This window comes from Microbacterium sp. USHLN272, from assembly GCF_037149655.1.
Lineage (GTDB): Bacteria > Actinomycetota > Actinomycetes > Actinomycetales > Microbacteriaceae > Microbacterium > Microbacterium galbinum.
In genome coordinates this window covers 1284456-1307952 of the sequence record NZ_JBBCRA010000001.1, presented here as the reverse complement: position 1 = coordinate 1307952, position 23497 = coordinate 1284456, and the positions used below count along the sequence as shown (strand labels likewise).

At 69.7% G+C, this 23497-nt stretch carries 27 protein-coding genes; 18 read left to right on the top strand and 9 right to left on the bottom strand.

Annotated elements, in window-relative coordinates; translation table 11 throughout:
* Window positions 1-12: 12 nt before the first annotated feature.
* The 5 genes from WFJ97_RS06355 to WFJ97_RS06335 are packed head-to-tail and all read right to left on the bottom strand — an operon-like array spanning window position 13 to window position 3191.
* Window positions 13-540 (bottom strand): hypothetical protein, encoded by a 528-nt coding sequence (locus WFJ97_RS06355; RefSeq protein ID WP_336640856.1) that lies wholly within the window; start codon window positions 538-540, stop codon window positions 13-15.
* Window positions 537-1145 (bottom strand): hypothetical protein, encoded by a 609-nt coding sequence (locus WFJ97_RS06350; protein ID WP_336640855.1) that lies wholly within the window; start codon window positions 1143-1145, stop codon window positions 537-539. Before WFJ97_RS06350 ends, WFJ97_RS06355 begins: the two co-directional genes overlap by 4 nt.
* The gene (locus WFJ97_RS06345; protein WP_336640854.1) at window positions 1129-1689 is read right to left on the bottom strand and encodes a hypothetical protein; all 561 of its coding nucleotides are present in this window, start codon (window positions 1687-1689) and stop codon (window positions 1129-1131) included. Before WFJ97_RS06345 ends, WFJ97_RS06350 begins: the two co-directional genes overlap by 17 nt.
* A 9-nt stretch (window positions 1690-1698) precedes the next feature.
* Complete coding sequence (locus WFJ97_RS06340) at window positions 1699-2889, bottom strand: hypothetical protein (RefSeq protein WP_336640853.1); 1191 nt, start codon at window positions 2887-2889, stop codon at window positions 1699-1701.
* Window positions 2886-3191 carry a hypothetical protein gene (locus WFJ97_RS06335; RefSeq protein ID WP_336640852.1) on the bottom strand — a complete coding sequence of 102 codons (306 nt, stop codon included), beginning with the start codon at window positions 3189-3191 and terminating at the stop codon, window positions 2886-2888. Before WFJ97_RS06335 ends, WFJ97_RS06340 begins: the two co-directional genes overlap by 4 nt.
* A 167-nt stretch (window positions 3192-3358) precedes the next feature.
* On the opposite strand from WFJ97_RS06335, the gene WFJ97_RS06330 reads away from it, so the two are divergent.
* From WFJ97_RS06330 to glmM, 5 genes are all read left to right on the top strand, one after another.
* The gene (locus tag WFJ97_RS06330) at window positions 3359-4027 is read left to right on the top strand and encodes an endonuclease/exonuclease/phosphatase family protein (protein ID WP_247957582.1); all 669 of its coding nucleotides are present in this window, start codon (window positions 3359-3361) and stop codon (window positions 4025-4027) included.
* 32 nt (window positions 4028-4059) lie between these two features.
* A complete protein-coding gene (locus WFJ97_RS06325) occupies window positions 4060-4812 on the top strand; it encodes an MBL fold metallo-hydrolase (protein WP_336640851.1) in 753 nt (250 codons plus the stop codon).
* Window positions 4813-5008: 196 nt separating this feature from the next.
* Window positions 5009-5455 (top strand): 50S ribosomal protein L13, encoded by a 447-nt coding sequence (gene rplM / locus WFJ97_RS06320; RefSeq protein ID WP_102194388.1) that lies wholly within the window; start codon window positions 5009-5011, stop codon window positions 5453-5455.
* A 27-nt stretch (window positions 5456-5482) separates the two neighbouring features.
* Window positions 5483-5968, top strand: coding sequence for a 30S ribosomal protein S9 (gene rpsI, locus WFJ97_RS06315; RefSeq protein WP_247623194.1), 486 nt, complete (start codon window positions 5483-5485; stop codon window positions 5966-5968).
* A gap of 15 nt (window positions 5969-5983) precedes the next feature.
* Window positions 5984-7342 carry a phosphoglucosamine mutase gene (glmM, locus tag WFJ97_RS06310; protein WP_247623193.1) on the top strand — a complete coding sequence of 453 codons (1359 nt, stop codon included), beginning with the start codon at window positions 5984-5986 and terminating at the stop codon, window positions 7340-7342.
* Between the two features lie 71 nt (window positions 7343-7413).
* Here glmM and WFJ97_RS06305 read toward each other — a convergent pair whose 3' ends face one another.
* Window positions 7414-8352 (bottom strand): Ppx/GppA phosphatase family protein, encoded by a 939-nt coding sequence (locus WFJ97_RS06305; protein WP_336640850.1) that lies wholly within the window; start codon window positions 8350-8352, stop codon window positions 7414-7416.
* Window positions 8353-8388: 36 nt separating this feature from the next.
* Between WFJ97_RS06305 and coaA the strand changes: the two genes are divergently transcribed.
* The 5 genes from coaA to tsaE all read left to right on the top strand — a co-directional run bounded on the left by coaA (window position 8389) and on the right by tsaE (window position 13240).
* The gene (gene coaA / locus WFJ97_RS06300) at window positions 8389-9333 is read left to right on the top strand and encodes a type I pantothenate kinase (protein WP_247623191.1); all 945 of its coding nucleotides are present in this window, start codon (window positions 8389-8391) and stop codon (window positions 9331-9333) included.
* Window positions 9334-9395: 62 nt separating this feature from the next.
* The gene (gene glmS, locus WFJ97_RS06295; RefSeq protein ID WP_336640849.1) at window positions 9396-11243 is read left to right on the top strand and encodes a glutamine--fructose-6-phosphate transaminase (isomerizing); all 1848 of its coding nucleotides are present in this window, start codon (window positions 9396-9398) and stop codon (window positions 11241-11243) included.
* 52 nt (window positions 11244-11295) lie between these two features.
* A complete protein-coding gene (locus WFJ97_RS06290) occupies window positions 11296-11655 on the top strand; it encodes a holo-ACP synthase (RefSeq protein ID WP_247632760.1) in 360 nt (119 codons plus the stop codon).
* Window positions 11652-12758, top strand: coding sequence for an alanine racemase (gene alr, locus WFJ97_RS06285; RefSeq protein ID WP_336640848.1), 1107 nt, complete (start codon window positions 11652-11654; stop codon window positions 12756-12758). The genes WFJ97_RS06290 and alr overlap by 4 nt, the downstream gene beginning before the upstream one ends.
* Complete coding sequence (gene tsaE, locus WFJ97_RS06280; protein WP_336640847.1) at window positions 12755-13240, top strand: tRNA (adenosine(37)-N6)-threonylcarbamoyltransferase complex ATPase subunit type 1 TsaE; 486 nt, start codon at window positions 12755-12757, stop codon at window positions 13238-13240. Before alr ends, tsaE begins: the two co-directional genes overlap by 4 nt.
* A 6-nt stretch (window positions 13241-13246) precedes the next feature.
* Here the strand turns inward: tsaE and WFJ97_RS06275 are convergent, their stop codons facing one another.
* Window positions 13247-14146: a tetratricopeptide repeat protein gene (locus WFJ97_RS06275; protein ID WP_336640846.1), complete on the bottom strand. Its 900-nt coding sequence runs from the start codon at window positions 14144-14146 to the stop codon at window positions 13247-13249.
* A gap of 80 nt (window positions 14147-14226) precedes the next feature.
* Here WFJ97_RS06275 and tsaB point away from each other — a divergent pair, with 80 nt between their 5' ends.
* Genes tsaB through WFJ97_RS06245 form a run of 6 tightly spaced genes read left to right on the top strand, consistent with a single transcriptional unit; the run spans window position 14227 to window position 19058 of the window.
* Window positions 14227-14850, top strand: coding sequence for a tRNA (adenosine(37)-N6)-threonylcarbamoyltransferase complex dimerization subunit type 1 TsaB (gene tsaB, locus WFJ97_RS06270; RefSeq protein ID WP_336640845.1), 624 nt, complete (start codon window positions 14227-14229; stop codon window positions 14848-14850).
* On the top strand, window positions 14847-15338 hold the full coding sequence (gene rimI, locus WFJ97_RS06265; protein WP_336640844.1) for a ribosomal protein S18-alanine N-acetyltransferase: 492 nt from the start codon (window positions 14847-14849) through the stop codon (window positions 15336-15338). Before tsaB ends, rimI begins: the two co-directional genes overlap by 4 nt.
* The gene (gene tsaD / locus WFJ97_RS06260) at window positions 15335-16402 is read left to right on the top strand and encodes a tRNA (adenosine(37)-N6)-threonylcarbamoyltransferase complex transferase subunit TsaD (protein WP_336640843.1); all 1068 of its coding nucleotides are present in this window, start codon (window positions 15335-15337) and stop codon (window positions 16400-16402) included. Before rimI ends, tsaD begins: the two co-directional genes overlap by 4 nt.
* Complete coding sequence (locus WFJ97_RS06255) at window positions 16399-16893, top strand: hypothetical protein (protein ID WP_336640842.1); 495 nt, start codon at window positions 16399-16401, stop codon at window positions 16891-16893. The genes tsaD and WFJ97_RS06255 overlap by 4 nt, the downstream gene beginning before the upstream one ends.
* Before the next feature lie 6 nt (window positions 16894-16899).
* Window positions 16900-17943, top strand: a complete 1044-nt coding sequence (locus tag WFJ97_RS06250) for a hypothetical protein (protein WP_336640841.1) — start codon at window positions 16900-16902, stop codon at window positions 17941-17943.
* Window positions 17940-19058, top strand: coding sequence for a hypothetical protein (locus tag WFJ97_RS06245; RefSeq protein ID WP_336640840.1), 1119 nt, complete (start codon window positions 17940-17942; stop codon window positions 19056-19058). Before WFJ97_RS06250 ends, WFJ97_RS06245 begins: the two co-directional genes overlap by 4 nt.
* A 1-nt stretch (window position 19059) precedes the next feature.
* Here the strand turns inward: WFJ97_RS06245 and WFJ97_RS06240 are convergent, their stop codons facing one another.
* Window positions 19060-20259 carry a class I SAM-dependent methyltransferase gene (locus WFJ97_RS06240; protein WP_336640839.1) on the bottom strand — a complete coding sequence of 400 codons (1200 nt, stop codon included), beginning with the start codon at window positions 20257-20259 and terminating at the stop codon, window positions 19060-19062.
* A 139-nt stretch (window positions 20260-20398) separates the two neighbouring features.
* On the opposite strand from WFJ97_RS06240, the gene groES reads away from it, so the two are divergent.
* Window positions 20399-20695, top strand: coding sequence for a co-chaperone GroES (gene groES / locus WFJ97_RS06235; protein ID WP_017203655.1), 297 nt, complete (start codon window positions 20399-20401; stop codon window positions 20693-20695).
* A 54-nt stretch (window positions 20696-20749) separates the two neighbouring features.
* Here groES and WFJ97_RS06230 read toward each other — a convergent pair whose 3' ends face one another.
* Window positions 20750-22231: a polysaccharide pyruvyl transferase family protein gene (locus WFJ97_RS06230; protein ID WP_336640838.1), complete on the bottom strand. Its 1482-nt coding sequence runs from the start codon at window positions 22229-22231 to the stop codon at window positions 20750-20752.
* Between the two features lie 228 nt (window positions 22232-22459).
* On the opposite strand from WFJ97_RS06230, the gene rarD reads away from it, so the two are divergent.
* Window positions 22460-23395 (top strand): EamA family transporter RarD, encoded by a 936-nt coding sequence (gene rarD / locus WFJ97_RS06225; RefSeq protein ID WP_336640837.1) that lies wholly within the window; start codon window positions 22460-22462, stop codon window positions 23393-23395.
* The last annotated feature ends 102 nt before the right edge of the window (window positions 23396-23497 follow it).

Sequence of the window (23497 nt, the reverse complement as noted above, 5' to 3'; positions counted from 1 at the left end):
GCGTCCGGCGGCTCAGTCGCCGGACGGAAGGCCCTCGGAGCCCGGGGGCGTGCCCCCGACGAGCGCGATCACGTCGTCGAGGATGAGACCGAGAACGGGGGCCGCATCGATCGCGTCCGCGACGAGCGTGCGGCCACCGTCCTGTCGCTGCGCACGCAGCAGCATCGCGACGGGGACGTGCTCGCGGGGCGCGACGAGGGAGAGCGCAGCCCGTCCTTCGAGGAAGACGACGGCGCGCTGGGGCACGGTGTGGGCGAAGGGCGAATCGGGGACGGAGCCAGCGCTCTCGACGACGCTGAGGTCGACGATCGCACCCGTCGCGTCGGGCCCGAGCACGTGCCACACGCGGCCGACCGTGCCCGCCGCGATCGGCGCGCGGGCGATCGTCGCGGCCATGGCGGTGCGCGCGTCGTCGCCGTCGATGAATCCGGGAAGAGTGTCGGCGGCGATCCGTGTGAGCGCGGCGGCGAGTGCGGGAGCCTCGGCTTCGTCCACGCCGAATGGAGTCGGCAGCCACCCCTCGGGGAGGCCGTCGCTCATTCGAACCTCCAGACCAGGGTCGAGGCGACGGCATCGGCGAGAGCGGTGAAGCCGTCGAGAGCCGGCCCCGCCTCCGCGATCCCGGGGTGCACGATCGATGCCATGACGAGGATGCCGCGCTCCGGAGCAGCACCGGGGAAGGGGCGGACGTAGCAGATCTCCCGGGCGAACACTCCCTCGGTCGCGCCGCGCCCCTCCCGCTCGGTCTCCCACCGGTACACCGAGGATCCGTCACCGGCATCCAGCGTCTCGACTGCTGCGCCGTTGGCGCGCCGCTGCACGTCCTCGGCGAAGGTGGCCTGCGCGATCCAGGGCACCGTGACGATGCTCATCGGCGTGCCGCCCTCGACGGGCGGCACCACGGGCATGTAGACCTCGATCGCGCCGCGCTGGCGCAGGCTCTCCCACTGCTGGTGCACGGCGGCTCGCGCCTGCCCGAACAGCTCGGGGCGATGCACTTCGAGGAACCGCGCTCGCAACAGGTTCACGAGTTCGTCGCGGCCCGAGTCGTCGGCGACGAAGCGCCCCCAGTCGGGCGGCACGAGCAACGTGTAGCCGCGCGGGGTCGAAACGACGCGACCCAGCAGCTCATCCCTGAGCGACATGACGTTCCGCTCTTCTCCGGCGTCGTTCGGCTCGCAGCCGCTTCATGCGCACGGAGGCGATGATGCCCGACGCGATCAGCACGATGGTGAAGGGGGCGACGATCCAGTGCCAGCCGATCGGGTACCCGTCAGCGCCGGGCGTCCAGATCACCCCGGTGGAGTCCTTCTCGAAGGCCGCGATGAAGATCGTCACATACCCAGCTAGGAGGGGCACGAGGGTCATGTAGGCGACATCATCGGCGATCTCCAGACCGCCGAGCAGGAGGTACGCGGAGGCACACCCGATGGCGATCAGGCCGGTGGTGATCGTCAGCCACGCGGGAACACTCAGTACCGGCCAGGGCAGGATCGGTCCCCAGAGATTGAAGTACTCGTTCGGGTAGTAGATGCGACCGCCGTTGAAGATGTATCGAGCGCCCACGGGCACGATCCACTGCGCCAGTGTCACGATCGTGGCGAGGATCGCGATGAGGCGCAGGATGCCGATCCGTCGCGGCAGACCGCTTCGGTTGAGCCCGAAGACGGGCATAGTGGAGAAGGGCACGTCGCCAGTCTACGGTCGGCCGAAGGAGTAGTAGAGAGGATTGATCGGGCTGCTGTAGACGCCGCCGGCGACGCCGGCGACCCAACTGCCGACCGAGGTCACGCCCGCGCCGCCGATTCTCGGCACGGCGCTGACCACGGCATCCGCCCAAGCGTCCGCTATCGTCGCGCTCCTCGGACCCGAGCGAGCGGTCCAATCGGCGAGCGCATTGCCCCACCGATTCAGGGACGCCCATTGCGAACCACGGGCCAGTGTCGAGAACGGGTTCACGAATCCGCCCAGACCCGGCATCGACGACGTGCGCACGCCGCTCGCGAACACCGGGAGCCGCGACGCGGACTGGGAGGCGTTCAACAGGGATTGCCCGCCGTTGGCGGCCGTGGCGAGGCGGATCGACCGGGCGGCGAGCCCGCCGACACCGGCGGTGACGAGGCCGAACGTGCTCCACAACACATCGGAGAGCGACGCTTTCCCGTTCGCGTACAAGTAGATCGTGCCAGCGAGGTGGATCGCCGAGAGCGCAAGCGTTGCGGCGAGGAGGATCGTCGACCACGGGCTGGAGACCACGAACAGCGCGACCACGGCGATCGCGATGATCGCATACCCGATCACCCCGAGCACATCTGCGATCGCGCCCCAGAACCCATCGTCGTTGTCGGCGGCGTCCATCGCGTCGGCCACGCCGTCGGCGGCGGTGTCGAAGGCCTCCTCCCACGCCGCGAACGCGCTGTCGTATGCGCGCCAGAGGTCTTCCCGCGCTTCGGATGCCGAATCCACGGCGTTCGCCGCATCGCGCAGGTCCTCGGAGTGCTGTTCGGCGTCGGCGGTCGGCGACCACATCGCCTCCTGCTGATCCGCGACGGCCGTGTTGTACGACGTCTCCGCGGCCTCGAGAGCCGCGTGATTGGTCGTGTACCAGAGGCGAGCCGTCTCGAGGGCGGTCGCGTACGGAGCGAGAGCCGTGCCCGTGCCCTCGTAGCGCACACCGGCCTGACGCAGGTCGGACTCGATGTTCTCGGCGTCCTCCCTGAGCTTCTCGGTGCCCTGGCTGATCTGCGAGGCGGCGATATCGCGCAGGGTGTCGGCCGTGCGCTTCATCGCGGCGCCCAGAGTCTTGTACTGCTCGGCGGTCGAGGCGATCGTCTCGGGCGTGCCATCGAACTGGCGCAGTTCGTTGCCGGTGAAGGGGGAGCTGCTCACGAGCCGTCCTCCTGACCCTCGATCTGCGCAGAGGCCTCGGCCTCCCACTCGTCCCAGCCTTCGATGATGCCGTCGAGCCGCTTGTAGACGTTCTCGACCGACTCCGTGAGTTCGTCGCGGTTCCCCGACCAGTTCGACTCGAACCAGCCCACCCGATCGCGCAGTTTCGACTTCCCCTGGGGCGTGCCGATGGCCTGCTCCAGGGTGTCGTTGATCGAGCCGGCGTTCTCGAAGTCGTCCTTCGCGGTCTTCAGGGTGTCTCGGGCGTCGCGCAGTCGTTCACGGTCGAGCAGTACGTCCACGGATGTTCCTTCGGAAGAGTCGAGTGGTGATCGGCGGTGCTCTCAACCTAACAACGCCCGTTCTGCACCGTCGATGGGGAGGTCTCCCCATCTCTCCTTAACAGAACCGCGCTGCCGGGACAACCCGGAGCCGACCCATAGCGGCCGGGGGTAGCGTGGCAACGATCATGAAGGTCATCTCGTACAACCTCCGCAAGCACCGGGCCGCCAGCGAGCTCGTGGCGCTCGTCGGCGAGCACGATCCCGACATCCTGTGCCTGCAGGAGTGCGACGTGCAGCACCTACCCGAGAGCATCGGCGGTCTCGTGCTCGCCGACGCGACCCAGGGGAACCGGCTGGGCCTGGCGCTGTACTACCGGTCGAGCACTTTCCGGTTGCGCGAGATCCGGGCGATCGGGCTCAAGAAGTCGCTGCACGACCGCATGCTCAAGCCCGCACACGAGCGCATCCTCGCCGCGCGATTGGTCGACATCGACGAGGGGCGCGAGATCATCGTGGGGTCCTTCCACGCCGCCCCGCTCACGGCGCTGAACTCACTGCGACGGCACCAGATCCGAGCGGCGCTGACGTCGCTGGCGGCCCTCGGCGAGGGGCTGCCGCAGCTCATGGTCGGGGACTACAACTACCCGGTGTTCAAGGAGAATCTCGGCCAGGCCGTGCGGGACCACGGGTACGCCCTGACCCTCAGCGACGATCACACCTATACGCGCTATCGCGTGTTCCGGGGTCACTACGACTTCGCGACGTCGACGGGTTTCGAGATCGAGCGGATCACGACCCTGCCGCAGGGCACCAGCGATCATCGTCCGATCCTCGTCTCGGTGCATCCGGACTGACGCCGCAGACCCGGATGCCGCAGACTCGAAGCATGACGACGATTCCCGCAGTCCTGGTCGGCGGGCCGACGCTGTACTTCACGTACGGCGGTTACGGCTTCCTGACCGATCCGACGTTCGACGAACCCGGTGTGTACGAGGGAGGATCACGCCTGCGCAAGCTGACGGGTCCGGCCGTGCGTCCCTCCGCGCTCGGCCCGATCGACGTGGTGCTGCTGTCGCACGACGAGCACGCCGACAACCTCGACAACGCGGGTCGCGCCCTGCTGCCCGAGGTGCCGCTGGTGCTGGGCACGGCGGAGTCGGCGACGCGGATCCCGCAGGTCGCGGGGCTCGTACCGTGGCAGGAGCATCGGATCGGCGATGTCACCGTGACGGCGGTGCCCGCGCTCCACGGGCCCGAGGGGGCGGAGGCCGTGGTCGGGTTCGTCACGGGTTTCGTGCTCGAGGCGCCCGGCGAGCCCACCGTCTACGTCTCGGGGGACAACGCCTCGGTCGATCTCGTGCGCCGCATCGGCGAGCGGTTCCCGGCGATCGCGATCGCCGTGCTGTTCACGGGCGCCGCGAACGTCGGTGCCTTCGACGACACCGATCTCACGCTGAACGCGCGGACGGCGCTCGAGGCGGCGGGCGTGCTGGCGGATGCCGTCATCGTGCCGGTGCACGCCGAGGGCTGGCTCCACTTCTCGGAGACCCTCGATCGTCTGATCGGGATCTTCGAGCACGCCGACCAGGGGCACCGGCTGCGTGTGCTGACGCCGGGGGAGCGTTCCGACCTCGCGTGAGCCCGGTTCGCGTGAGGCCGGTTTGAGGGACCGCGCTCGGTAGCGTATGCTGTCTCTTTGGTGCCCGTGCCGCTCGTCGGCGAGGTGCATCATCCGAACGTGAGCCCTCCACTGGCGTGTTCCTCCCTCTCGGGAAGAACCACCCCGGAGTGGGATTCACGAACTTCTCCGTTCGACACAAGAAAGCAGCACTATCGTGACGCGCACTTACACCCCGAAGGCCGGCGAGGTCCAGCGTGACTGGGTCGTCATCGACGCCACCGACGTCGTTCTCGGCCGTCTCGCCTCGCACGCGGCAACGCTCCTGCGTGGCAAGCACAAGCCCACCTTCGCCAACCACATCGACTCCGGTGACTTCGTCATCATCGTGAACGCAGAGAAGGTCGCGCTCACGGGTCAGAAGCTCCAGAAGAAGCTGGCCTACCGTCACTCGGGTTACCCGGGCGGCCTCAAGTCGGTCACCTACGCCGAGCTCCTCGAGAAGAACCCGGTCCGCGCCGTGGAGAAGGCCATCCGTGGCATGCTCCCGAAGAACAGCCTCGGCCGCCAGCAGCTGTCCAAGCTCAAGGTGTACGTCGGTGCAGAGCACCCGCACGCCGCGCAGCAGCCCCAGCCGTACACCCTCGACCAGGTCGCCCAGTAAGCGCCGTACAGACTTAAGGACATACTCGTGGCTGACATCCAGGACACCACCGAAACCCCCCAGAGCTTCTCGACCTCGACCCCCGAGACCGACGCAGTCGAGGCGGCTCCCCGCCCCGTGCTCAGCGTCCCGGGCGCCGCAGTCGGTCGTCGCAAGCAGGCCATCGCCCGCGTGCGTCTGATCCCCGGCTCGGGCACGATCACGGTCAACGGCCGTTCGATCGAGGACTACTTCCCGAACAAGCTGCACCAGCAGCTCATCAACGACCCGTTCACGGTCCTCAACCTCGCCGGCGGCTACGACGTCATCGCGCGCATCTCCGGTGGTGGCCCCTCGGGCCAGGCCGGTGCGCTGCGTCTCGGCATCGCCCGTGCCCTCAACGGCATCGACGAGGAGAACAACCGCCCGACCCTGAAGAAGGCCGGCTTCCTCTCGCGCGACGCTCGCGTCAAGGAGCGCAAGAAGGCTGGACTCAAGAAGGCCCGCAAGGCGCCTCAGTACTCGAAGCGTTAAGGTCCACTGCTTCCGATGCCGATCTTTGGCACGGACGGTGTGCGGGGGCTTGCCAATGGCATCCTCACCGCCGACCTCGCGCTCACCCTGGCCCAGGCGACTGCTGTCGTCCTGGGCCAGGGCCGTACTGCGGAGGCACGCAAAGCCGAAGGCAAGCGTCTGACCGCAGTCGTGGCTCGCGACCCCCGGGTCTCGGGACACTTCCTGACCGCGGCGGTCGCCGCCGGTCTCGCCTCCTCGGGCGTCGACGTGCTCGAGGCGGGCGTCATCCCGACCCCCGCGCTGGCGTTCCTTGTCGCCGACCGTGACGCCGACTTCGGTGTCATGATCTCGGCGTCGCACAACGCGGCGCCCGACAACGGGATCAAGATCTTCGCGCGCGGCGGCGTCAAGCTGCCCGACGTCGTCGAGCAGCGCATCGAGGCAGCCATGTCCGGCGAGATGCTGCGCCCCACCGGCGAGGGCGTCGGTCGGATCGACCGGTTCTCGGATGCCGAGGACCGGTACGTCGTGCACCTCCTGGGGTCGCTGCCGAATCGGCTCGAGGGCATCAAGGTCGTGCTCGACTGCGCCCACGGCGCCGCCTCCGGCGTCTCGCCCGAGACCTTCCGCGACGCGGGAGCCGATGTCATCGTCATCGGCGCCGAACCCGACGGTCTCAACATCAACGACGGCGTCGGCTCGACGCACCTCGACAACCTCGCGGAGGCGGTCGTGCGTCTCGGTGCCGACATCGGCATCGCGCACGACGGCGATGCCGACCGCTGCCTCGCCGTGGACGCGGCGGGCAACGTCATCGACGGCGATCAGATCATGGCGATCCTCGCGGTGTCGATGAAGGAGCGTGGTCATCTCACCGACGACACGCTCGTCGCCACCGTGATGAGCAACCTCGGCCTTCACGTCGCCATGCGCGAGCACGGCATCACGGTGCGTCAGACCGCGGTGGGCGACCGCTACGTGCTCGAAGACATGAACGCCGGCGGCTTCGCCCTCGGCGGCGAGCAGTCCGGTCACGTGATCATGAGCGAGTTCGCCACCACCGGCGACGGCCTGCTCACCGGTCTGCACCTGGTCGCCGAGATGGCGCGCCAGGGCAAGACGATCGCCGAGCTCGCGGCCGTGATGACCGTCTACCCGCAGGTGCTCATCAACGTGCGCGGTGTCGACAAGGACCGTGTCGATGACGACGAGGTCGTCCAGGCCGCCGTCCGCGCGGTCGCGACCGAGCTGGGTGACACCGGGCGCGTGCTGCTGCGCAAGTCCGGCACCGAGCCGCTCGTGCGCGTCATGGTCGAGGCCGCCGACGCGGAATCCGCGCAGGCGTACGCCGACCGCCTCGCCGATATCGTGCGCGAGCGCCTCGCGCTCTGAGGATCCCGGCTCTTCACCGAGCGCAGTCCCCGTCCTGAGCAGCCGCTCGCGCCCCTGCGGCCGACGCGAGCTCAGGTCGGGGACTGACCCAGCTGCTCGATGTAGCGCAGGAGCACTCCCTCGCGGAGCGCCCACGGCGAGACCTCGAGCTCGTCGACCTTCAGGGCGGTCATCGCCGTGTGCAGCGAGACCGCGGCGGCGACGATCTGGAACGTGCGATCCGGTGTGATGCCCGGCAGCTCCTGCCGGGCCGACGCGGGCAGGCGCGCGAGGCGAGGGATCCAGGATCCCAGCGACGCGCGGGGGAGCAGCATCCGCTCGGATCCCGACCATCCGGGCACCGGGTACCCGACGAGGCGCGCCAGGGAGCGGATGGCCTTCGACGATCCGACCACGTGGTCGGGGCGGGGGAGGTCCGCGAAGCGGGGCAGCACCTGATCGAGGGTGTCGCGGGCGTGTGCGCGCAGACGCTCGACGTCGTCCTCCCCGGGTGGGTCGTTCGGCAGGAACTGCACGGTCATGCGTCCGGCGCCCAGCGGAACGGATGCCGCGGCATCCGGGAGCTCCTCGCCACCGGCGGCGATCTCGAGCGAACCGCCGCCGATATCGAGGAGCAGGATCTGACCCGCCGACCACCCGAACCAGCGCCGCACCGCGAGGAACGTCAGCTCGGCCTCGGTCTCGCCATCGAGCACCTGCAGCGGCTGCCCGAGAGCGGCTTCGATCCGTGCGATCACCTCCGCACCGTTCGCGGCATCGCGCACCGCGCTGGTCGCGGTGGCGAGCAGGGCATCGACGCGCTCCTCCTCGGCGACCCGGCGGGCCTGCGCGACCGCCCGCTCCAGCGCGAGGACTCCCTCTTCGGAGATCGAGCCGTCGGGCAGCAGATACCGCATGAGGCGCAGCACCGAGCGATCGCTCGTCGTCGCGAGCGGACGCCCGCCCGGCCGCACGTCGGCGGCGAGCATGTGGACGGTGTTGGAACCGATGTCGAGGACTCCGAGGCGCACGCGTAGAGACTACCGTCGCCCCGATACGATGGTCGGGTGACCACCGTCGACCCCACGCAGCCCCTCTCGCCGTACCGAGAGATCGGGCGGGCGGAATGGGCGCGACTGGCCGCCGACCTCGATCAGCCGCTCAGCGAGACCGAGGTCGTGGAGATCCGCGGCATCGGTGATCGTCTGAGCCTCGACGAGGTGCGCGAGGTCTACCTGCCCCTCAGCCGCCTGCTCAGCCTGTACGCGACGTCGACCAAGCGCCTCGGCGCGGCGACCAGCTCATTCCTCCAGGAGGAGGACTCGACGACCCCGTTCGTGGTGGGTGTGGCCGGCTCCGTCGCTGTCGGGAAGTCGACGATCGCCCGTCTCCTGCGCGAGCTGATGAGCCGGTGGCCCGGCACGCCGCGTGTCGAGCTGGTGACGACCGACGGTTTCCTCTACCCGAACGCCGAGCTCGAGCGTCGCGGCCTGATGGAGCGCAAGGGCTTCCCGGAGTCCTACGACCGGCGCTCGCTCATCGAGTTCCTCACTGAGGTCAAGAGCGGGGCACCCGAGGTGCGCGCGCCCTTCTACTCGCACATGCGCTACGACATCGTTCCCGACGCGCACGTGGTGGTGCGTCGCCCCGACGTCGTCATCGTCGAGGGGCTGAACGTGCTCCAGCCGCCGGCGGCGCCGAACGACGTCGCGGTCAGCGACCTCTTCGACTTCTCGATCTTCGTCGACGCCGACAGCGACCACATCGCGAACTGGTACGTCGAGCGCTTCCTCGCCCTGCGCGAGGGTGCGTTCAGCAATCCTTCGTCGTACTTCAACGTCTTCGCTCACCTCACCGATGAGGAGGCGATCACGACGGCGCTCGGATACTGGAACGAGATCAACATGCCCAACCTCGTCGAGAACGTGATGCCGACCAAGCATCGCGCTCGTCTGGTGCTGAACAAGGGCGCGGATCACTCGGTCGAGAGCGTGCTCCTGCGCAAGCTCTGACCCCGTCGGGCGGGTTCGATTGTTCGGACGGCTCGCAAAAAAACGCGCCTATTCTTGACGGCATGTGTGGAATCGTCGGATACGTGGGCCCGCGCCCCAGCCAGGACATCCTTCTCGCCGGTCTCGCCCGCCTCGAGTACCGCGGATACGACTCCGCGGGCGTCGCGGTCATCGACGGCGACGGAGCGCTCGGCATGCGCAAGAAGGCGGGCAAGCTCAGCGCTCTGCGCGACTCGCTCTCCGACGCCCCGCTGCCCGACGGCACGACCGGTATCGGTCACACCCGCTGGGCCACGCACGGCGGCCCGACCGACGTCAACGCGCACCCGCATCTCGCCGACGACGACAAGCTCGCACTGATCCACAACGGCATCATCGAGAACTTCGCCTCGCTCCGCGATGAGCTGGTGGCCGCCGGCGTCGCGTTCCGCAGCGAGACCGACACCGAAGTGGCCGCAGCCCTGCTCGGCCGCGAGTACGCGCAGAACGGCGGCGACCTGCAGCTCGCGTTCCGCAGCGTCGTCAACCGCCTCGAGGGTGCGTTCACCCTGCTGGCCGTGCACCAGGACCACCCGGGGCTCGTCGTGGGCGCCCGCCGCAACTCCCCGCTCGTGATCGGCCTCGGCGAGGGCGAGAACTTCCTCGGTTCCGATGTGGCCGCGTTCGTCGAGCACACCCGCCACGCCCTCGCGATCGGGCAGGACCAGATCGTGTCGATCACGCCCGACGCCGTCACCGTCGTCGACTTCGCCGGTACCCCGGTCGAACCCGAGCCGTTCGAGGTCTCGTGGGATGCCGCCGCCGCCGAGAAGGGCGGATGGGCGAGCTTCATGGCCAAGGAGGTCTCCGAGCAGCCCGAGGCCGTCGCCAACACGATCCGCGGGCGCATCCACGACGGCCAGGTCGTGATCCCCGAGCTCGACGGACTCGACGACCTCTTCCTCGGTATCAACCGCGTCATCATCACCGCGTGCGGCACCGCCTCGTACGCGGCGCTCGTCGGCAAGTACGCGATCGAGCAGTGGGCCCGTGTCGCCGTCGACGTCGAGCTCGCCCACGAGTTCCGCTATCGCGACCCGGTGATCGGCGCCGACACCCTCGTCGTCTCCATCAGCCAGTCGGGCGAGACGATGGACACGCTCATGGCGGTCAAGTACGCCCGCGAGCGCGGCGCACGCACGCTGTCGATCTGCAACACGCAGGGCGCGACGATCCCGCGCGAGTCGGATGCCGTCGTCTACACGCACGCCGGCCCCGAGGTCGCGGTCGCTTCGACCAAGGCCTTCTCGGCGCAGATCACCGCCCTCCTCCTGCTCGGCCTGCACATGGGACGCGTGCGCGGCTCGGTCGCCGACGCGTCGACCGACGTCGACGAGCTCAGCGCTCTGCCCGGCAAGATCGCCCGGGTACTCGCCGATGAGAACGAGCACGTCTCCCAGCTCGCCGGTTGGATGGCCGACACCCGCTCGGTGCTCTTCCTCGGCCGCCACGTGGGTTACCCGATCGCGCTCGAGGGCGCGCTCAAGCTCAAGGAGATCTCGTACATCCACGCCGAGGGCTTCGCCGCCGGCGAGCTCAAGCACGGTCCGATCGCGCTCATCGAGCCCGGGCAGCCGGTGTTCGTGCTCGTGCCGTCGCCCCGCCACTCGGCGCTCGTGCACTCGAAGGTCGTCTCGAACATCCAGGAGATCCGCGCTCGCGGAGCCCGGGTCATCGTGATCGCCGAAGAGGGCGACGCCGCCGTGCTGCCCTTCGCCGACGAGGTCATCCGCATCCCGCTCGCCGGCGCGATGTTCGAACCGCTGCTCGCGGTCGTCCCGCTGCAGATCTTCGCGATGGCGCTCGCCACGGCGAAGGGGCTCGACGTCGACCAGCCGCGCAACCTCGCGAAGTCCGTCACCGTCGAATGAGCCGGGTTCGCGGTGCACGGGTCCGACCGTGCGCCGCGAGTAGGCTGGAACCGTGATCATCGGGACCGGCATCGACCTCGTCGACATCCCGCGATTCGAGCGGACCCTCGAGCGCACCCCTCGTCTCCTGGAGCGTCTCTTCGCGCCCGCGGAGCGGAGCCTCCGGCTTCCGTCGCTCGCTGCCCGGTACGCCGCGAAAGAGGCGCTGATCAAGGCGCTCGGCGGCTCGGACGGCGTGCACTGGACCGAGATCGAGATCGCATCGGAGGAATCGGGGCGGCCGTACTTCGTGCTGGCGGGATCGACGGCCGACGTGATCGTCGAGCGCGGGATCGCGACCCTGCACCTCACGATGAGTCATGACGCGGGACTCGCGACCGCATTCGTCGTCGCCGAGGGAGGCCAGCCGTGACCGTTCCGTTCCGCGAGGCATCCGTCGATATCGATGCGATCGCCGACAACGTCCGCCACTTCCGCCGTCTGACCGGTGTGGAGGTCATCGCCGTCGTGAAGGCCAACGCCTACGGTCACGGAGCGGCCGCTGCCGCCGTGGCTGCACTGGCCGGCGGCGCGACGAGGCTCGGCGTCGCCGAGATCCCCGAGGCGCTCGAGCTGCGCCGGCAGGGGATCACCGCCCCGATCCTCGCGTGGCTGCACGCGCCCGGCGAGCGTTTCGACCGTGCGGCGGCCGAGAACATCGAGCTCGGCATCTCCTCGTTCGATCAACTGGAGGCCGCCGCGGCGGTCGCGAGCGTCGATCGCCCCGTCGCCGTGCATCTGAAGTTCGAGACCGGTCTGTCGCGCAACGGCATCGCCCCGGCGGACTGGGGGCGGGTCCTCGCCGAGGCCGCCCGGCACGAACGCATCGGACGTCTGCGGGTGGTGGGACTCTTCAGCCATCTCTCCAACACGTCCCTCGACGACGATCGCGCAGCTCTGGCGAAGTTCGAGGAGGGGGTAGAGGTCGCGGCATCCTTCGGCATCCATCCCGAGATCCGGCACATCGCCGCCACGGCCGCTGCGATCGACCGACCCGAGATGCGGCTCGATGCGGTGCGCATCGGGGTCGGTATCTACGGGCTCTCGCCGTTCGACGACCGCACCTCCGCCGAACTGGGCCTGCGTCCGGCGATGACGCTCCGCGGAGCCGTCGCCGCCGTGCGCCGGGTGCCCGCCGGCACCGGCGTCTCGTACGGCTACGACCATCGCACCGACCGCGACACGACTCTCGCGCTCGTGCCGCTCGGATACGCCGACGGCGTGCCCCGGCACGCCTCGGGTCGGCTGCCGGTCTCGATCGGGGGGCAGCGCTTCACCAACGTCGGCCGCATCGCCATGGATCAGTTCGTCGTCGACGTGGGAGACACCCCGGTCTCGATCGGCGATGAGGTCGTGCTGTTCGGCGACCCCACGCTGGGTGTGCCCTCGGCCGCCGACTGGGCGGATGCCGCCGACACGATCAACTACGAGATCGTCACCCGCATCGGAGCGCGCGTTCCGCGGAGGACGACATGAGCGTCGATCCCGCCTTCCTCGGGCGCCGTGAGGTCGCCTCCTCCGACGACATGGAGCGCCTGGGCTTCCTGATCGGCGAGCAGCTCGAAGCCGGCGACCTGCTGATCCTCACGGGTCCCCTCGGTGCCGGGAAGACGACCTTCACGCGCGGCCTGGCCGAGGGACTCGGTGTACGGGGGCCGGTGCAGAGCCCGACGTTCGTGATCGCACGCACGCACCCGTCGCTGGTCGGCCGGGCGCCGCTGGTGCACGTCGATGCGTACCGGCTCGGCTCCGCAGCCGAGCTCGACGACCTCGACCTCGACCTCGCGCGATCGGTCGTCGTGGTCGAATGGGGACGCGGCATGGCGGAGGACCTCGCCGATGCCTGGTGGGACATCGAGCTCGAGCGTCCCGTCGGCGACGACGGCGGCGAGATCGATCCGGCCGAGCTCGACGCCGATGCGCCGCGCTACTTCACCATGACGCGCATCGAGGCCTGAGTCCTCTCATTCGGGGCGCGCCAGGCCCATCCCTTCGAGAGAGGCGTCGACATCGAAGCCGAGCTCGTCGGCCAGGGAGAACAGCTCGACCGCCGAGGCGGGATCGGGGTCAAGGCCCTCGTCACCGGTGAGGAGCATGAGGCCCGCGATGAACGCGGCGCGCGCGTTTCCCGCCTCACCTGCGCGGGCGTACCACTGCATCGCCTGCACGGTGTCCTTCGTCACGCCCCGGCCTGTCGCGTACATACCGCCGAGGTTCGACTGGGCGCGGTCGCTGCCGAGCTCAGCGGCCCGATGCGTCCACGCCACCGAGGCGTCGGTCACGCCGCCGTCCGACGTGAGGATGCTCAGCTCGAAGGCGGCGGCGGCGTCGCCTCGCGCGGCCGCCGCCTCGAAGAATCGCGTCCCGGCGGCGGCGTCCTCCGCGTAGCCGTAACCCTGGTGCAGGAAGTACCCGAGGAACAGCATCAGCTCCGCGTTCTCCGGATCCTGTGCGTGCAGGACGCCGAGGCGGGTGGCAGCGGCGGATGCCTCGCTCTCGTCGCGAGCGAAGTAGGCGGTGCGCACCCATCCGAGTGCGCCATCGCGGTCGCCGAGTTCGTCGGCGGCCCGATAGAGCGAGATCGCCGCGGCGGAGTCGTGCGCGGGAAAGGGCGCCCACGGCGCGATTCCGCCGCGTTCGTAGAGGAGCGCGAGATCGAGCAGCGCCGGTACGTTCCCGCGGTCGCCGGCCGCGCGGAGGGTCTGCACGAGGAGGTCCGGCGCGTCACCCGGGAGGAGCCCGATGGAATGCTCGTTGCGCACGAAGGCTTGGCAGAGCTCGACAGCCGCGGCGTGGAGCTCAGCAGGATCGACATCGGGCGTGCGCAGCACACGGGCGGCGTTCTCGTAATGGGGTGACGTCATGCCCCCCACCCTAGGAGGTGGCAGCCGAGCGGCGAGTGCCCCGCCGACGGCCACCCGTGAACGGCGACTACCCTGGAGAGGTGATTCTCGCCGTCGACACCTCCCTGGGCAGCGCCGTCGCGCTGATCGATCCCGACGGCGCGTGCCGCGCCGAGGCGGGCACGAGCGACCCGCTCGGGCACGCCGAGGTGATCGGCGACCTGCTCGTCGAGGCGCTGGCCGCGTCGGGTGGTGACGACGTCTCGCACGTCGTCGCGGGCATGGGCCCCGGCCCCTTCACCGGGCTCCGCATCGGGATCGCCGCCGCCCGGGCTTTCGCGCTCGGTCGTGGCATCCCGGTGATCCCCGTACCCAGCCATCACGCGGCGGCGCTCACGGCGATCGAGACGGATGCCGTCACCGGGCCGTTCGCGATCGTCACCGACGCGCGACGACGTGAGGTCGCGATCACGGTTTTCGACGGCGTCGATGCCGACGGACTTCCGCGCGTGCTCGTCGACACCGTGCTCGTTCCGGTCGTCGACGCTGACGCGCACCTCGACGGTATCCGCCGGATCGACGTCGCCGCGCTGTCGGCCGTCGATCTCGCTCGCGTCGGCGCCCGCGCTCACGCCGCCGGTCGCGAACTCGCAGGCGCCGAGCCCCTCTACCTCCGCCAGCCCGACGTCAAGCAGCCGGCCGCCCCGAAGCGGGTGGGGCTGTGACCCTGCGCGATGCGACCGCCGCCGACCTCGACGCGATCATGGGGATCGAGCGGCGTTCGTTCCCGACCGACGCGTGGAGCGCCGAGGCGATGGCCGCCGAACTCGTCAGCGAGCACGGGCGCTACCTCGTCGACGACGAGGAGGGCTCGGTCATCGGCTACGGCGGTGTGCGCGCGCTGCGCGGCAGTGCGGATGCCGACATCCAGACCATCGCGTTCGACGCCGACCATCGCGGGGTGGGGCGGGGACGGGCTCTGCTGCGCGCCCTGCTCGATGCCGCGCGCGAGCGCGGGGCGCGCGAGGTGTTCCTCGAGGTGCGAGCCGACAACCCGTCTGCGGAGGGGTTGTACCTCTCAGAGGGTTTCGAGGAGATCGGACGACGCCCCCGCTACTATCAGCCGGATGATGTGGATGCGATCGTGATGCGGCTCGTGCTGCGCAGGTCGCCGGGGAACGACTCCGGCATGGGGAGTGAGGTGAGCGCATGAGCGAACCGCTGGTGCTGGGGATCGAGACGAGCTGCGACGAGACGGGCATCGGGATCGTACGCGGACGCACTCTGCTGTCGAACACCATCGCCTCGAGCATGGACGAGCACGCCCGCTACGGGGGCGTCGTGCCGGAGGTCGCGGCCCGTGCGCACCTCGAGGCCCTGCAGCCGTCGATCGACGCGGCCCTGGCCGAGGCGGGCGTGGCTCTCGCCGACCTCGATGCCGTCGCCGTCACGAGCGGTCCCGGTCTCGCCGGCGCGCTCATGGTCGGTGTCGGGGCCGCCAAGGGTCTCGCGGTCTCGCTCGACAAACCGCTCTACGCGGTCAACCACCTCGTCGGGCACATCGCCGCCGACATCCTCACGGCCGATTCCGAACCTCTCGAGTACCCGACGATCGCGCTTCTCGTGTCGGGCGGGCACACCTCGCTCCTGCACGTTCGCGACCTCACGACCGACGTCGAACTCCTCGGGGAGACGATGGACGACGCGGCGGGAGAGGCGTTCGACAAGGTCGCCCGTCTGCTCTCGCTTCCGTACCCCGGTGGGCCCGAGATCGATCGGGCGGCCGTCGACGGAGACCCGAACGCGATCCGCTTCCCGCGCGGGCTGTCCCGCGCCTCCGACCTGGCGAAGCACCGCTATGACTTCTCGTTCTCAGGGCTGAAGACGGCGGTCGCGCGCTGGATCGAGAAATGCGAGGCCGACGGCGTCGAGGTGCCGGTGGCCGATGTCGCGGCGAGTTTCCGCGAGGCGGTCGTCGACGTGCTCGTCACGAAGGCGCTCGCCGCCTGCGCGGACCTCAGCGTTCCCCGACTGCTGCTCGGCGGGGGAGTGATCGCCAATCGCCGCCTGCGCGACGTCGCCCTCGAGCGCGCAGCCGCGGCGGGCGTGACGGTACGCATCCCGCCGCTCTCGCTCTGCACCGACAACGGGGCCATGATCGCGGCGCTCGCAGCCGAGCTGATCTCCTCCGGCAAGCAGCCGTCCACGCTCGCCTTCGGCGCCGATTCGACGCTCCCGGTGACCGAGATCCAGGTCGCGGAGGCGGTCGCGGTATGAGCGACCCCACGGAGCCGACGCCCGCACCGGGGACGCCCACGCCTTCACCGACTCCGCGCATCGACCGGTCGAGTGGCGAGGTCGAGAGTCCGGCAGGTTCCGCACGACTGCCCGGAGCGCGTCGCGACGGATACACGCGGCTGCCGACCGGCCCCGTGGGCATCGAACCCGTGGTCGTGAGCGGTCCGGATGCGGACGACCCCACGGGCCGCACCGCCTGGGCGCCCGCCGAGACCGAGATGGTCGTCGATGACGCCCGCCTCGCTCCGTGGGCGCTGCTCGCGGCGATCGTCGCCCTCGGCGCCTCGTTCTTCGTCGGCTGGGGCCTGCCGGTGGGGGTGGTCGCGATCATCGCGTCGATCATGTCGTTGCGCCGACCGGTCGAGAGTCGGGGGATGGGGCGCTGGGCGCTCGTGCTCGGGCTGACCGCGACGGTGTACAGCCTGGGCTGGCTCGTCTGGGCCGGCATGCAGTTCGAGAGACTGGGCTGACGCCGGATGCTCGACGCCGAGGAAGCCGTCGAACTGCGCGCCCTGCAGGCGCGCGCGTACGGGCGCGAGGGCGGGCTGACGACCGCTGAGCTGGAACGTCTCGAGGAACTCGGTTCCCGTCGTGACCGGGACCCGCGTGTCGAACATCCCTCCGGTCCGGATCCGGTCACGCCCGGCGGCGAGGTCGTTTCATCGGAGATCGACGCACGCCCGCACGACCAGGAGAGCGCGGAGAATCCGTCCATCGACCGGCCCCGTCGGTCGGCGATACGACGGGCGATCACGATCGCGGTCGCGATCGTCGTGGTGTTCGGGATCGGCGCGGTCGCCGGCTGGCTGCTCACGCGGCCGGCCGAACACGTCATCGTGATCAGCGAGGCGCAGCAGCAGTGGCAGCAGCGCCTCGTCGACGGCGGCGAGTACGACGCCGGTTCGATCCGAGTCATGGCGGTCGAGGCCGACGTGGTCGTGTGGGCCGCGACGAAGGGGGACGGGGCCTCCACATGCCTCGTGTTCAGCGATGGCGAAGTGTACCGACCGACGTGCAACGGCACGGATGCGGTGCGCTCCTCGGGGATGGATGCGGTGCTGACCGTCGACGTCGACGACGAGCTCAAGCGCCAGGTGTCGGCGCAACTGTTCCTGACTCTCGACGAACGCCCGGCGGTCATCGCGAACAGCTTCATCTACGGCGAGCCGGACGACTTCGGTACTTTCTACGACGCGGAAGAGACGAGGATCGCCGAGAACCTCGTGGCGCTCGGGTTCGAGCGGACGAGTCTCTGGATCACCGGGTACGACCGTGAGACTCCCATCTGGGCCGCCACGCGTACTGCAACCGGTGAGACGTGCGTGATCTACGACGGCTCCGACGAATCTCCGCTGTCGTTGTGCGATCCGATCCCGGCGGAGGAGACGGGCCCGCGGTCCCTGGTCTTCGAACGGCCCGACGAGGAGACCGGGGGCACGACCCGCATCTCGTACGCCTACGGGGCGGGGCCGTCGTATCTCGAGATCACCCGCGATCCCGCGCCGGGAAGCGTGGGATGAGCACCGACGAGGAACTGCGCCGTCTGCAGCGCAAAGCGTACGGACGTGCGGGGGGACTCACGTCAGAAGACGCTCGCCGCCTGCGCGACCTGGAGCAGGCGCACGCTGCGATCGTCCGTGAGGTCTCGCTTCCGATCCCTGACGCGAGGGAGACGGTCCCAGGTATGACGTCGCCCGCCCCGGCCCCGGCGTCCGATGGGCGGGCCGAGAGCGAACCGGCTCTCGAGGAATCCCTCGGACCCGGACCGGAAGACGCCGATGCTGCGGCGAAGGATTCCGCGGACGCACGAGAACCGGAGGCGGCTCCGGGGACGCGCGCGGTGCTGCGTCGGCACTGGCGGTTCGTGACGGTCTCCGCAGCGCTGCTGCTCGCACTGGGGATCGGCATCGGCTGGGCCGTCTTCGCGCCGCCGTCCGATGCGATAGCGCTGACCGCGGAGCAGCAGGAGCGGCGCGCTCTCCTCGAAGACGAATCCGACTTCGATCCCGGCACGCTGCGTGCGGTCGGGCAGGACGACGACTCCGGTGCGATCGTCTGGCTGGGCACCAAGGGAGAAGGGGATCTGACCTGCGCCGTCGTCGATGTCGACGAGGCGACGCAATCCCAGTGCCAGCGCACGTCCGATTTCCAGAACGTCGGAATCAACGTCGCGGTCATGCGCCCCGGCGAGACCGTCGACGAGGTGACCGCCGTCTTCACGACGATCAATGCGTACATCGTGGTCGCCACCGACGGCGATCCGATCGCATCGATCCAGCAGTGGGACTCGTCGTCATCGATCCTCGCCCAGTTCGTCGGCGACGAGCGCACGCGGGCGGAGGAACTCGTCGCGCAGGGCTTCGAGATGAACCTGAGCGTCGTCGGCTACTTCCGAGACGAGCCGGTCTGGATGGCGAATCGATACGGCGAGACGGTCGAGCCCGAGGCCTGCCTGATCGTCGATGCCGCACAGCTCGATGTGGTCTGCCTGCCCTCCACGACGGCGATCGACGTCGGCCTGTCCACTTTCGTGTCGGACGACGGATCGGGTTCCGGGCCCGGCTCGTCGCTCACTCTCGCCTTCACCGCGAGCCAGACGCCGTACCTGACGATCACCGAAGCTCGAGCGGGCTGACCTACTCGGCGGCGGACACCCGGTCGGCGAGGATCGCGCGGCGCTGGTCTCCGACCCGCACCAGGATCAGCGTGGCCGAGGCGGCACCGCGCAGCGTGAGCTTCTTGCGGAACTGCGCCGGGTCGATATCGACTCCGCGCTTCTTGATCTCCAGCGTGCCGATGTCGTTCGCCTTGAGCACGGCATTGATCGCCTTCGGGTTCGCGGCCATCGTCTCGCGCACCCGGAAGGACTGCACGAACGGGCTGGTGAGCGCGGCATCCGAGGTCAGGTAGGCGATCTTCTCGTCGAGCATGCCGGCATCGAGGCTGCGGGCGACGTCGCCGATCAGACGAGCCCGGATGACCGCTCCGTCGGGTTCGTGCAGGAAGGCGCCGAGCGGGCGCACCTCGGCGTCGACGGCGTCGGCGCCGGCGGTGAGTTCGTGCGAGCGCTCGCCGCGGATCACGAGCGCGGCGCGGCGCACGCCGGCCCGGGCCAGAGCCCCGGTCCAGAGCACGAGTTCGACCACGCTGCCGTCGGCGCTGACCCACTGGGCCTCGGCATCGGCCGGCAGCGCATCGCGATCGTGCGCGGGGCCGAGCTTGATCCCGGTCGGCACGCGGGATGCGAGCGCGAATGCCCAGTCCAGCGAGGGGGAGTAGTCGTCGGGCGAGACGCGACGGGTCTCGCTGTGCCCGGCCGTGCGCCGGGCGGGGTCCATCCACACCGCGTCGCGCCCGTCGAGGTCGGCGCTCTCGGCGGTGCCGTGCTGCACGGTCGCGCTCTCACCGAACGGGGCGAGGTTGTACGCTGCGATCGCCGCGGTCACCGGGTCGGCGTCGACCGCGAGCACATCGAGACCGGCTCCGGCGAAGGCGAGGGCATCGCCGCCGATCCCGGAGCCGAGGTCGGCGATGCGGGTCAGCCCGGCGCTGCGCATGCGCTGGGCGTGGCGGGCGGCGACGCCGAGACGTGTGGCCTGCTCGAGGCCCGCGCGGGTGAACAGCATCCGCTCGGCGAACGGTCCGAACTTCGCTCCTGCCTTCGCACGCAGGTGCGCCTGGCCGACCACGGCCGAGACGAGTTCAGGGGAGTGTCCGTCGGCCCGCAACCGCGACACCGCGCGCGCGACCTCGTCCGTCGACTCGACGCTGCCGAGCACATCCAGCAACTCCAGCCCGACGGGGGTCAGCAGCGCTTGCAGCTCGGACATCTCCACTCGCACAGCCTACGCGGGCGGCGGGGCTGGCACTCGCGTTGCATGAGTGCCAGCGAAGCGCCTACACTGGCGTTAGCACTCTCGGGTTGAGAGTGCGAACAAGTCTTTCGTGTCAGCGTCAAGAAAGAAGAGGTAGACCGTGTCGGTTTCCATCAAGCCGCTCGAGGACCGCATCGTCATCAAGCAGGTCGAGGCCGAGCAGACCACCGCGAGTGGCCTGGTCATCCCCGACACCGCCAAGGAGAAGCCCCAGGAGGGCGAGGTCGTGGCGGTCGGCCCCGGTCGCATCGACGACAACGGCAACCGTGTTCCGCTCGACGTCGCCGTCGGCGACCGCGTGCTCTACAGCAAGTACGGCGGCACCGAGGTCAAGTTCGGTGCGGACGAGTTCCTCGTCCTGTCGGCTCGCGACGTCCTGGCGGTCGTCGTCCGCTGATTCAGCGTTCCCGAGAAGGGGCCCGGATGCTTCGGCATCCGGGCCCCTTCTTCGTCAGGGCGCGTCGTCGCGCCCGCGCCGTCGGAGCGACGATGGTCGGGGAAGTCGCAGCGCACGCGCCACGGAGGTCAGGCGCGACCCGATCTTCCACGATGTGCTCGTCTCGATCTCCTGCAGTCGGGCGCGTGCCTGAGCGAGTTCGGTCTGCGCGGCGCGGCGCGCGCGACGCTGCTCGTCACGATCACCCGCCAGCCGGAGGGCCTCGGCTGCGCGCTCCCTGCCGGAGCGGACCGCCTCGGCATGCTCGTGCTCGAGTCGCATGGCTGCGATCTGGAGCTGCGCGACCTCATCGATGCGGATGGCGAGAGCGTCGCTCTCCGGCGCGTCGTCCGCTTCCGTGAAGACCGCCAGGGCGTCGACCACGCTCCTCCGCGCGGAGTCCGCGAGGGCCGTGGCATGCGCGGCGTCCGGCTCGTGCTCGAGCGCTGCGGTCACGGCGGCAGGGAGGCTGGAGGGTTCGATGCCGAACGGGAAGTCCGCGTCCCAGGTCTCAGCGTAGACGTCGACCTTCGGCTTGGCGATGCTGAGGCGCTTCGTGCCGTAGGCGCACGCGAGGATGCGGCCGTGCAGCGAACTGCCGATCCAGAGGGAGGCCGTGGCGATCTCGCGCACGCGGTCGTCGATCGAGCGTGCGTCGCTGAGGGCGATGTCCCAGTCCGGGCGCTCGGCCGAGACCCGGTCGATGAGCTCACGGTAGAGCTCGATCGAATCGTGCGCGGGCGCGGATCCGGCGACGAAGAGCCGGATGGGGTGATCCCGGAGTTCCGAGCACGCGACGATGGCGTCGGTCCAGGCCTCGATGCCGTACGTGCGGATGTGTCCTTCCGACAGTTGAAGGAGCACGGAGCTGTCGCGGGACGCGTCGATCGGCAGGACCGACGCGATCGTGTGGACGAGATCGGGCGCGAGACGGTGCGGGATGCCGAGGCGCTCGAGCAGTTCGGCGGACTTCGGATCGCGGACCGAGATGTAGCGCGCTTCGCGCAGGGCGCTCGTGGCGACGGCGGCACGCCAGGGAGTGAGGCCGCCGATGCCCGAGACCCCGACGGAGTTGAGCACCAGGCGCGCCCCGCGGTTGCGGGGGAACGCGCTCGGTCGCGGCACGTACGGCGACTCCATCCGTGCGTTCATCACCTCGTCGAGGAGCGCGTCCTGGTCGGCCGCGTCGAGCGACGAGAACCGCGTCCACTCGGCGTCGTCGACGGCCGTCCGGTAGACGTACTCGCGCTGCGTGGAGCCGACCTCGCCGCCGACGGTCCAGATGCCCGTGGCGGGCTTCTCGGTGAGGGTCGGGCCGGTCGCGGTGATCCGCCGCCCGAGGAGCGCGGACATGTCGACGGCGATCGGCGCGGTGTACTCGACATCGACGACGCCACGCGCGAAATGATCGGCGACGACGAGGAAGAGCAGGTCGCCGAGGTTGTCGCGTTCATAGGCGCCGCACGCGACGACCGGGGGGAGCGTGTGCGGGGGCACGGCACATCCTTCGGGAGACCACCGCCGTCGGGTGCGGAGGCGGGGTTGTCCGCGACGGGATCGCGGAATCGCGAGGGCTCAGGCGATGCCGATCAGTATACCGATCAGCCATTTTGGGCCCCGAGAGGGAAGCGCAGCATCCGCCACGCGGCATCCGATTCCTGCCGAAATCATCCGGCAGGCCACGGAACCGCCAGTGGACGTGCACCGCGGGCATAGTGTTGTGCGGTGAGTTCCGTCCCCCGCGCTTCGTCGAGCCAGACCTCCGGAGTCGCCTACGCGGGCGGTGCCTATCTGCTGTGGGGCGTGCTGCCGCTGTACTTCCTGCTTCTCGTGCCCACGGGGCCCTGGGAGGTCGTCGCCTGGCGGGTGCTGCTGTCGTTCGTCTTCTGCCTCCTGCTTCTCACCGTCATGCGCGGCTGGACGGCGTTCCTGGCGATCATCCGGCGGCCGAAGCTCCTCGGCTGGACGGCGCTCGCGGGTCTGCTCATCTACGTCAACTGGCAGGTGTTCCTCATCGGCACCCTCACGGGGAACGTGGTCGAGACGAGCCTCGGGTACTTCATCAACCCGATCACGACGGTGCTCCTGGGCGTGTTCGTGCTGCGCGAGCGGATCCGCCGGCTCCAGTGGGCGGCGATCGCGATCGCCTCGGTCGCCGTGGTCGTGATCATCGTGGCCCACGGCGAGTTCCCGTGGATCGCCCTCTCGCTGACGGCGTCCTTCGGTCTGTACGGCCTCATCAAGAAGCAGATCGGACCGGCGGTGGATGCCGTCAGCGGTCTGACCCTCGAGTCCTTCTGGCTGATCCCGATCGCCGTCGTGCAGCTCATCCTGGTGGCTCAGACCCCGGCGGGCCTCACGATGGGCGTCAACGGCGGATGGCACGCGGTGCTGTTGGCCTGCGCCGGAATCGCGACGGCCGTGCCCCTGCTGCTCTTCGCCGCCGGTGCGCGCCGGATCGATCTCACCGTCATCGGGATGATCCAGTTCATCACCCCGGTGATGCAGTTCGTCATCGGCGTCGTCTTCCTCCACGAGCCCATGCCGGCCGAGCGATGGGCGGGTTTCGTGATCGTCTGGATCGCGATCGTCGTGTTCGTCGTCGATCTGCTGCTCGCCGCGCGGCGAGGGCGAAGGACCGCTCCCACACCCATCGTCTGAAACCGGTATTCCACGGCGTAGCGGATCGTTAACGCACCGAAACACTTGCGACCCCTACGGAGCGCGTCCGCGCCCTAGGGTTAGAGCACTCGACTGTGGTCA

Coding starts and splice junctions, on each gene's coding strand:
- WFJ97_RS06355 (WP_336640856.1), bottom strand. CDS start 540: ATGAGCGACGGCCTCCCCGAGGGGTGGCTGCCGACTCCATTCGGCGTG.
- WFJ97_RS06350 (WP_336640855.1), bottom strand. CDS start 1,145: ATGTCGCTCAGGGATGAGCTGCTGGGTCGCGTCGTTTCGACCCCGCGC.
- WFJ97_RS06330 (WP_247957582.1), top strand. CDS start 3,359: ATGAAGGTCATCTCGTACAACCTCCGCAAGCACCGGGCCGCCAGCGAG.
- WFJ97_RS06325 (WP_336640851.1), top strand. CDS start 4,060: ATGACGACGATTCCCGCAGTCCTGGTCGGCGGGCCGACGCTGTACTTC.
- glmM (WP_247623193.1), top strand. CDS start 5,984: ATGCCGATCTTTGGCACGGACGGTGTGCGGGGGCTTGCCAATGGCATC.
- glmS (WP_336640849.1), top strand. CDS start 9,396: ATGTGTGGAATCGTCGGATACGTGGGCCCGCGCCCCAGCCAGGACATC.
- tsaE (WP_336640847.1), top strand. CDS start 12,755: ATGAGCGTCGATCCCGCCTTCCTCGGGCGCCGTGAGGTCGCCTCCTCC.
- WFJ97_RS06275 (WP_336640846.1), bottom strand. CDS start 14,146: ATGACGTCACCCCATTACGAGAACGCCGCCCGTGTGCTGCGCACGCCC.
- tsaD (WP_336640843.1), top strand. CDS start 15,335: ATGAGCGAACCGCTGGTGCTGGGGATCGAGACGAGCTGCGACGAGACG.
- WFJ97_RS06255 (WP_336640842.1), top strand. CDS start 16,399: ATGAGCGACCCCACGGAGCCGACGCCCGCACCGGGGACGCCCACGCCT.
- WFJ97_RS06250 (WP_336640841.1), top strand. CDS start 16,900: ATGCTCGACGCCGAGGAAGCCGTCGAACTGCGCGCCCTGCAGGCGCGC.
- WFJ97_RS06245 (WP_336640840.1), top strand. CDS start 17,940: ATGAGCACCGACGAGGAACTGCGCCGTCTGCAGCGCAAAGCGTACGGA.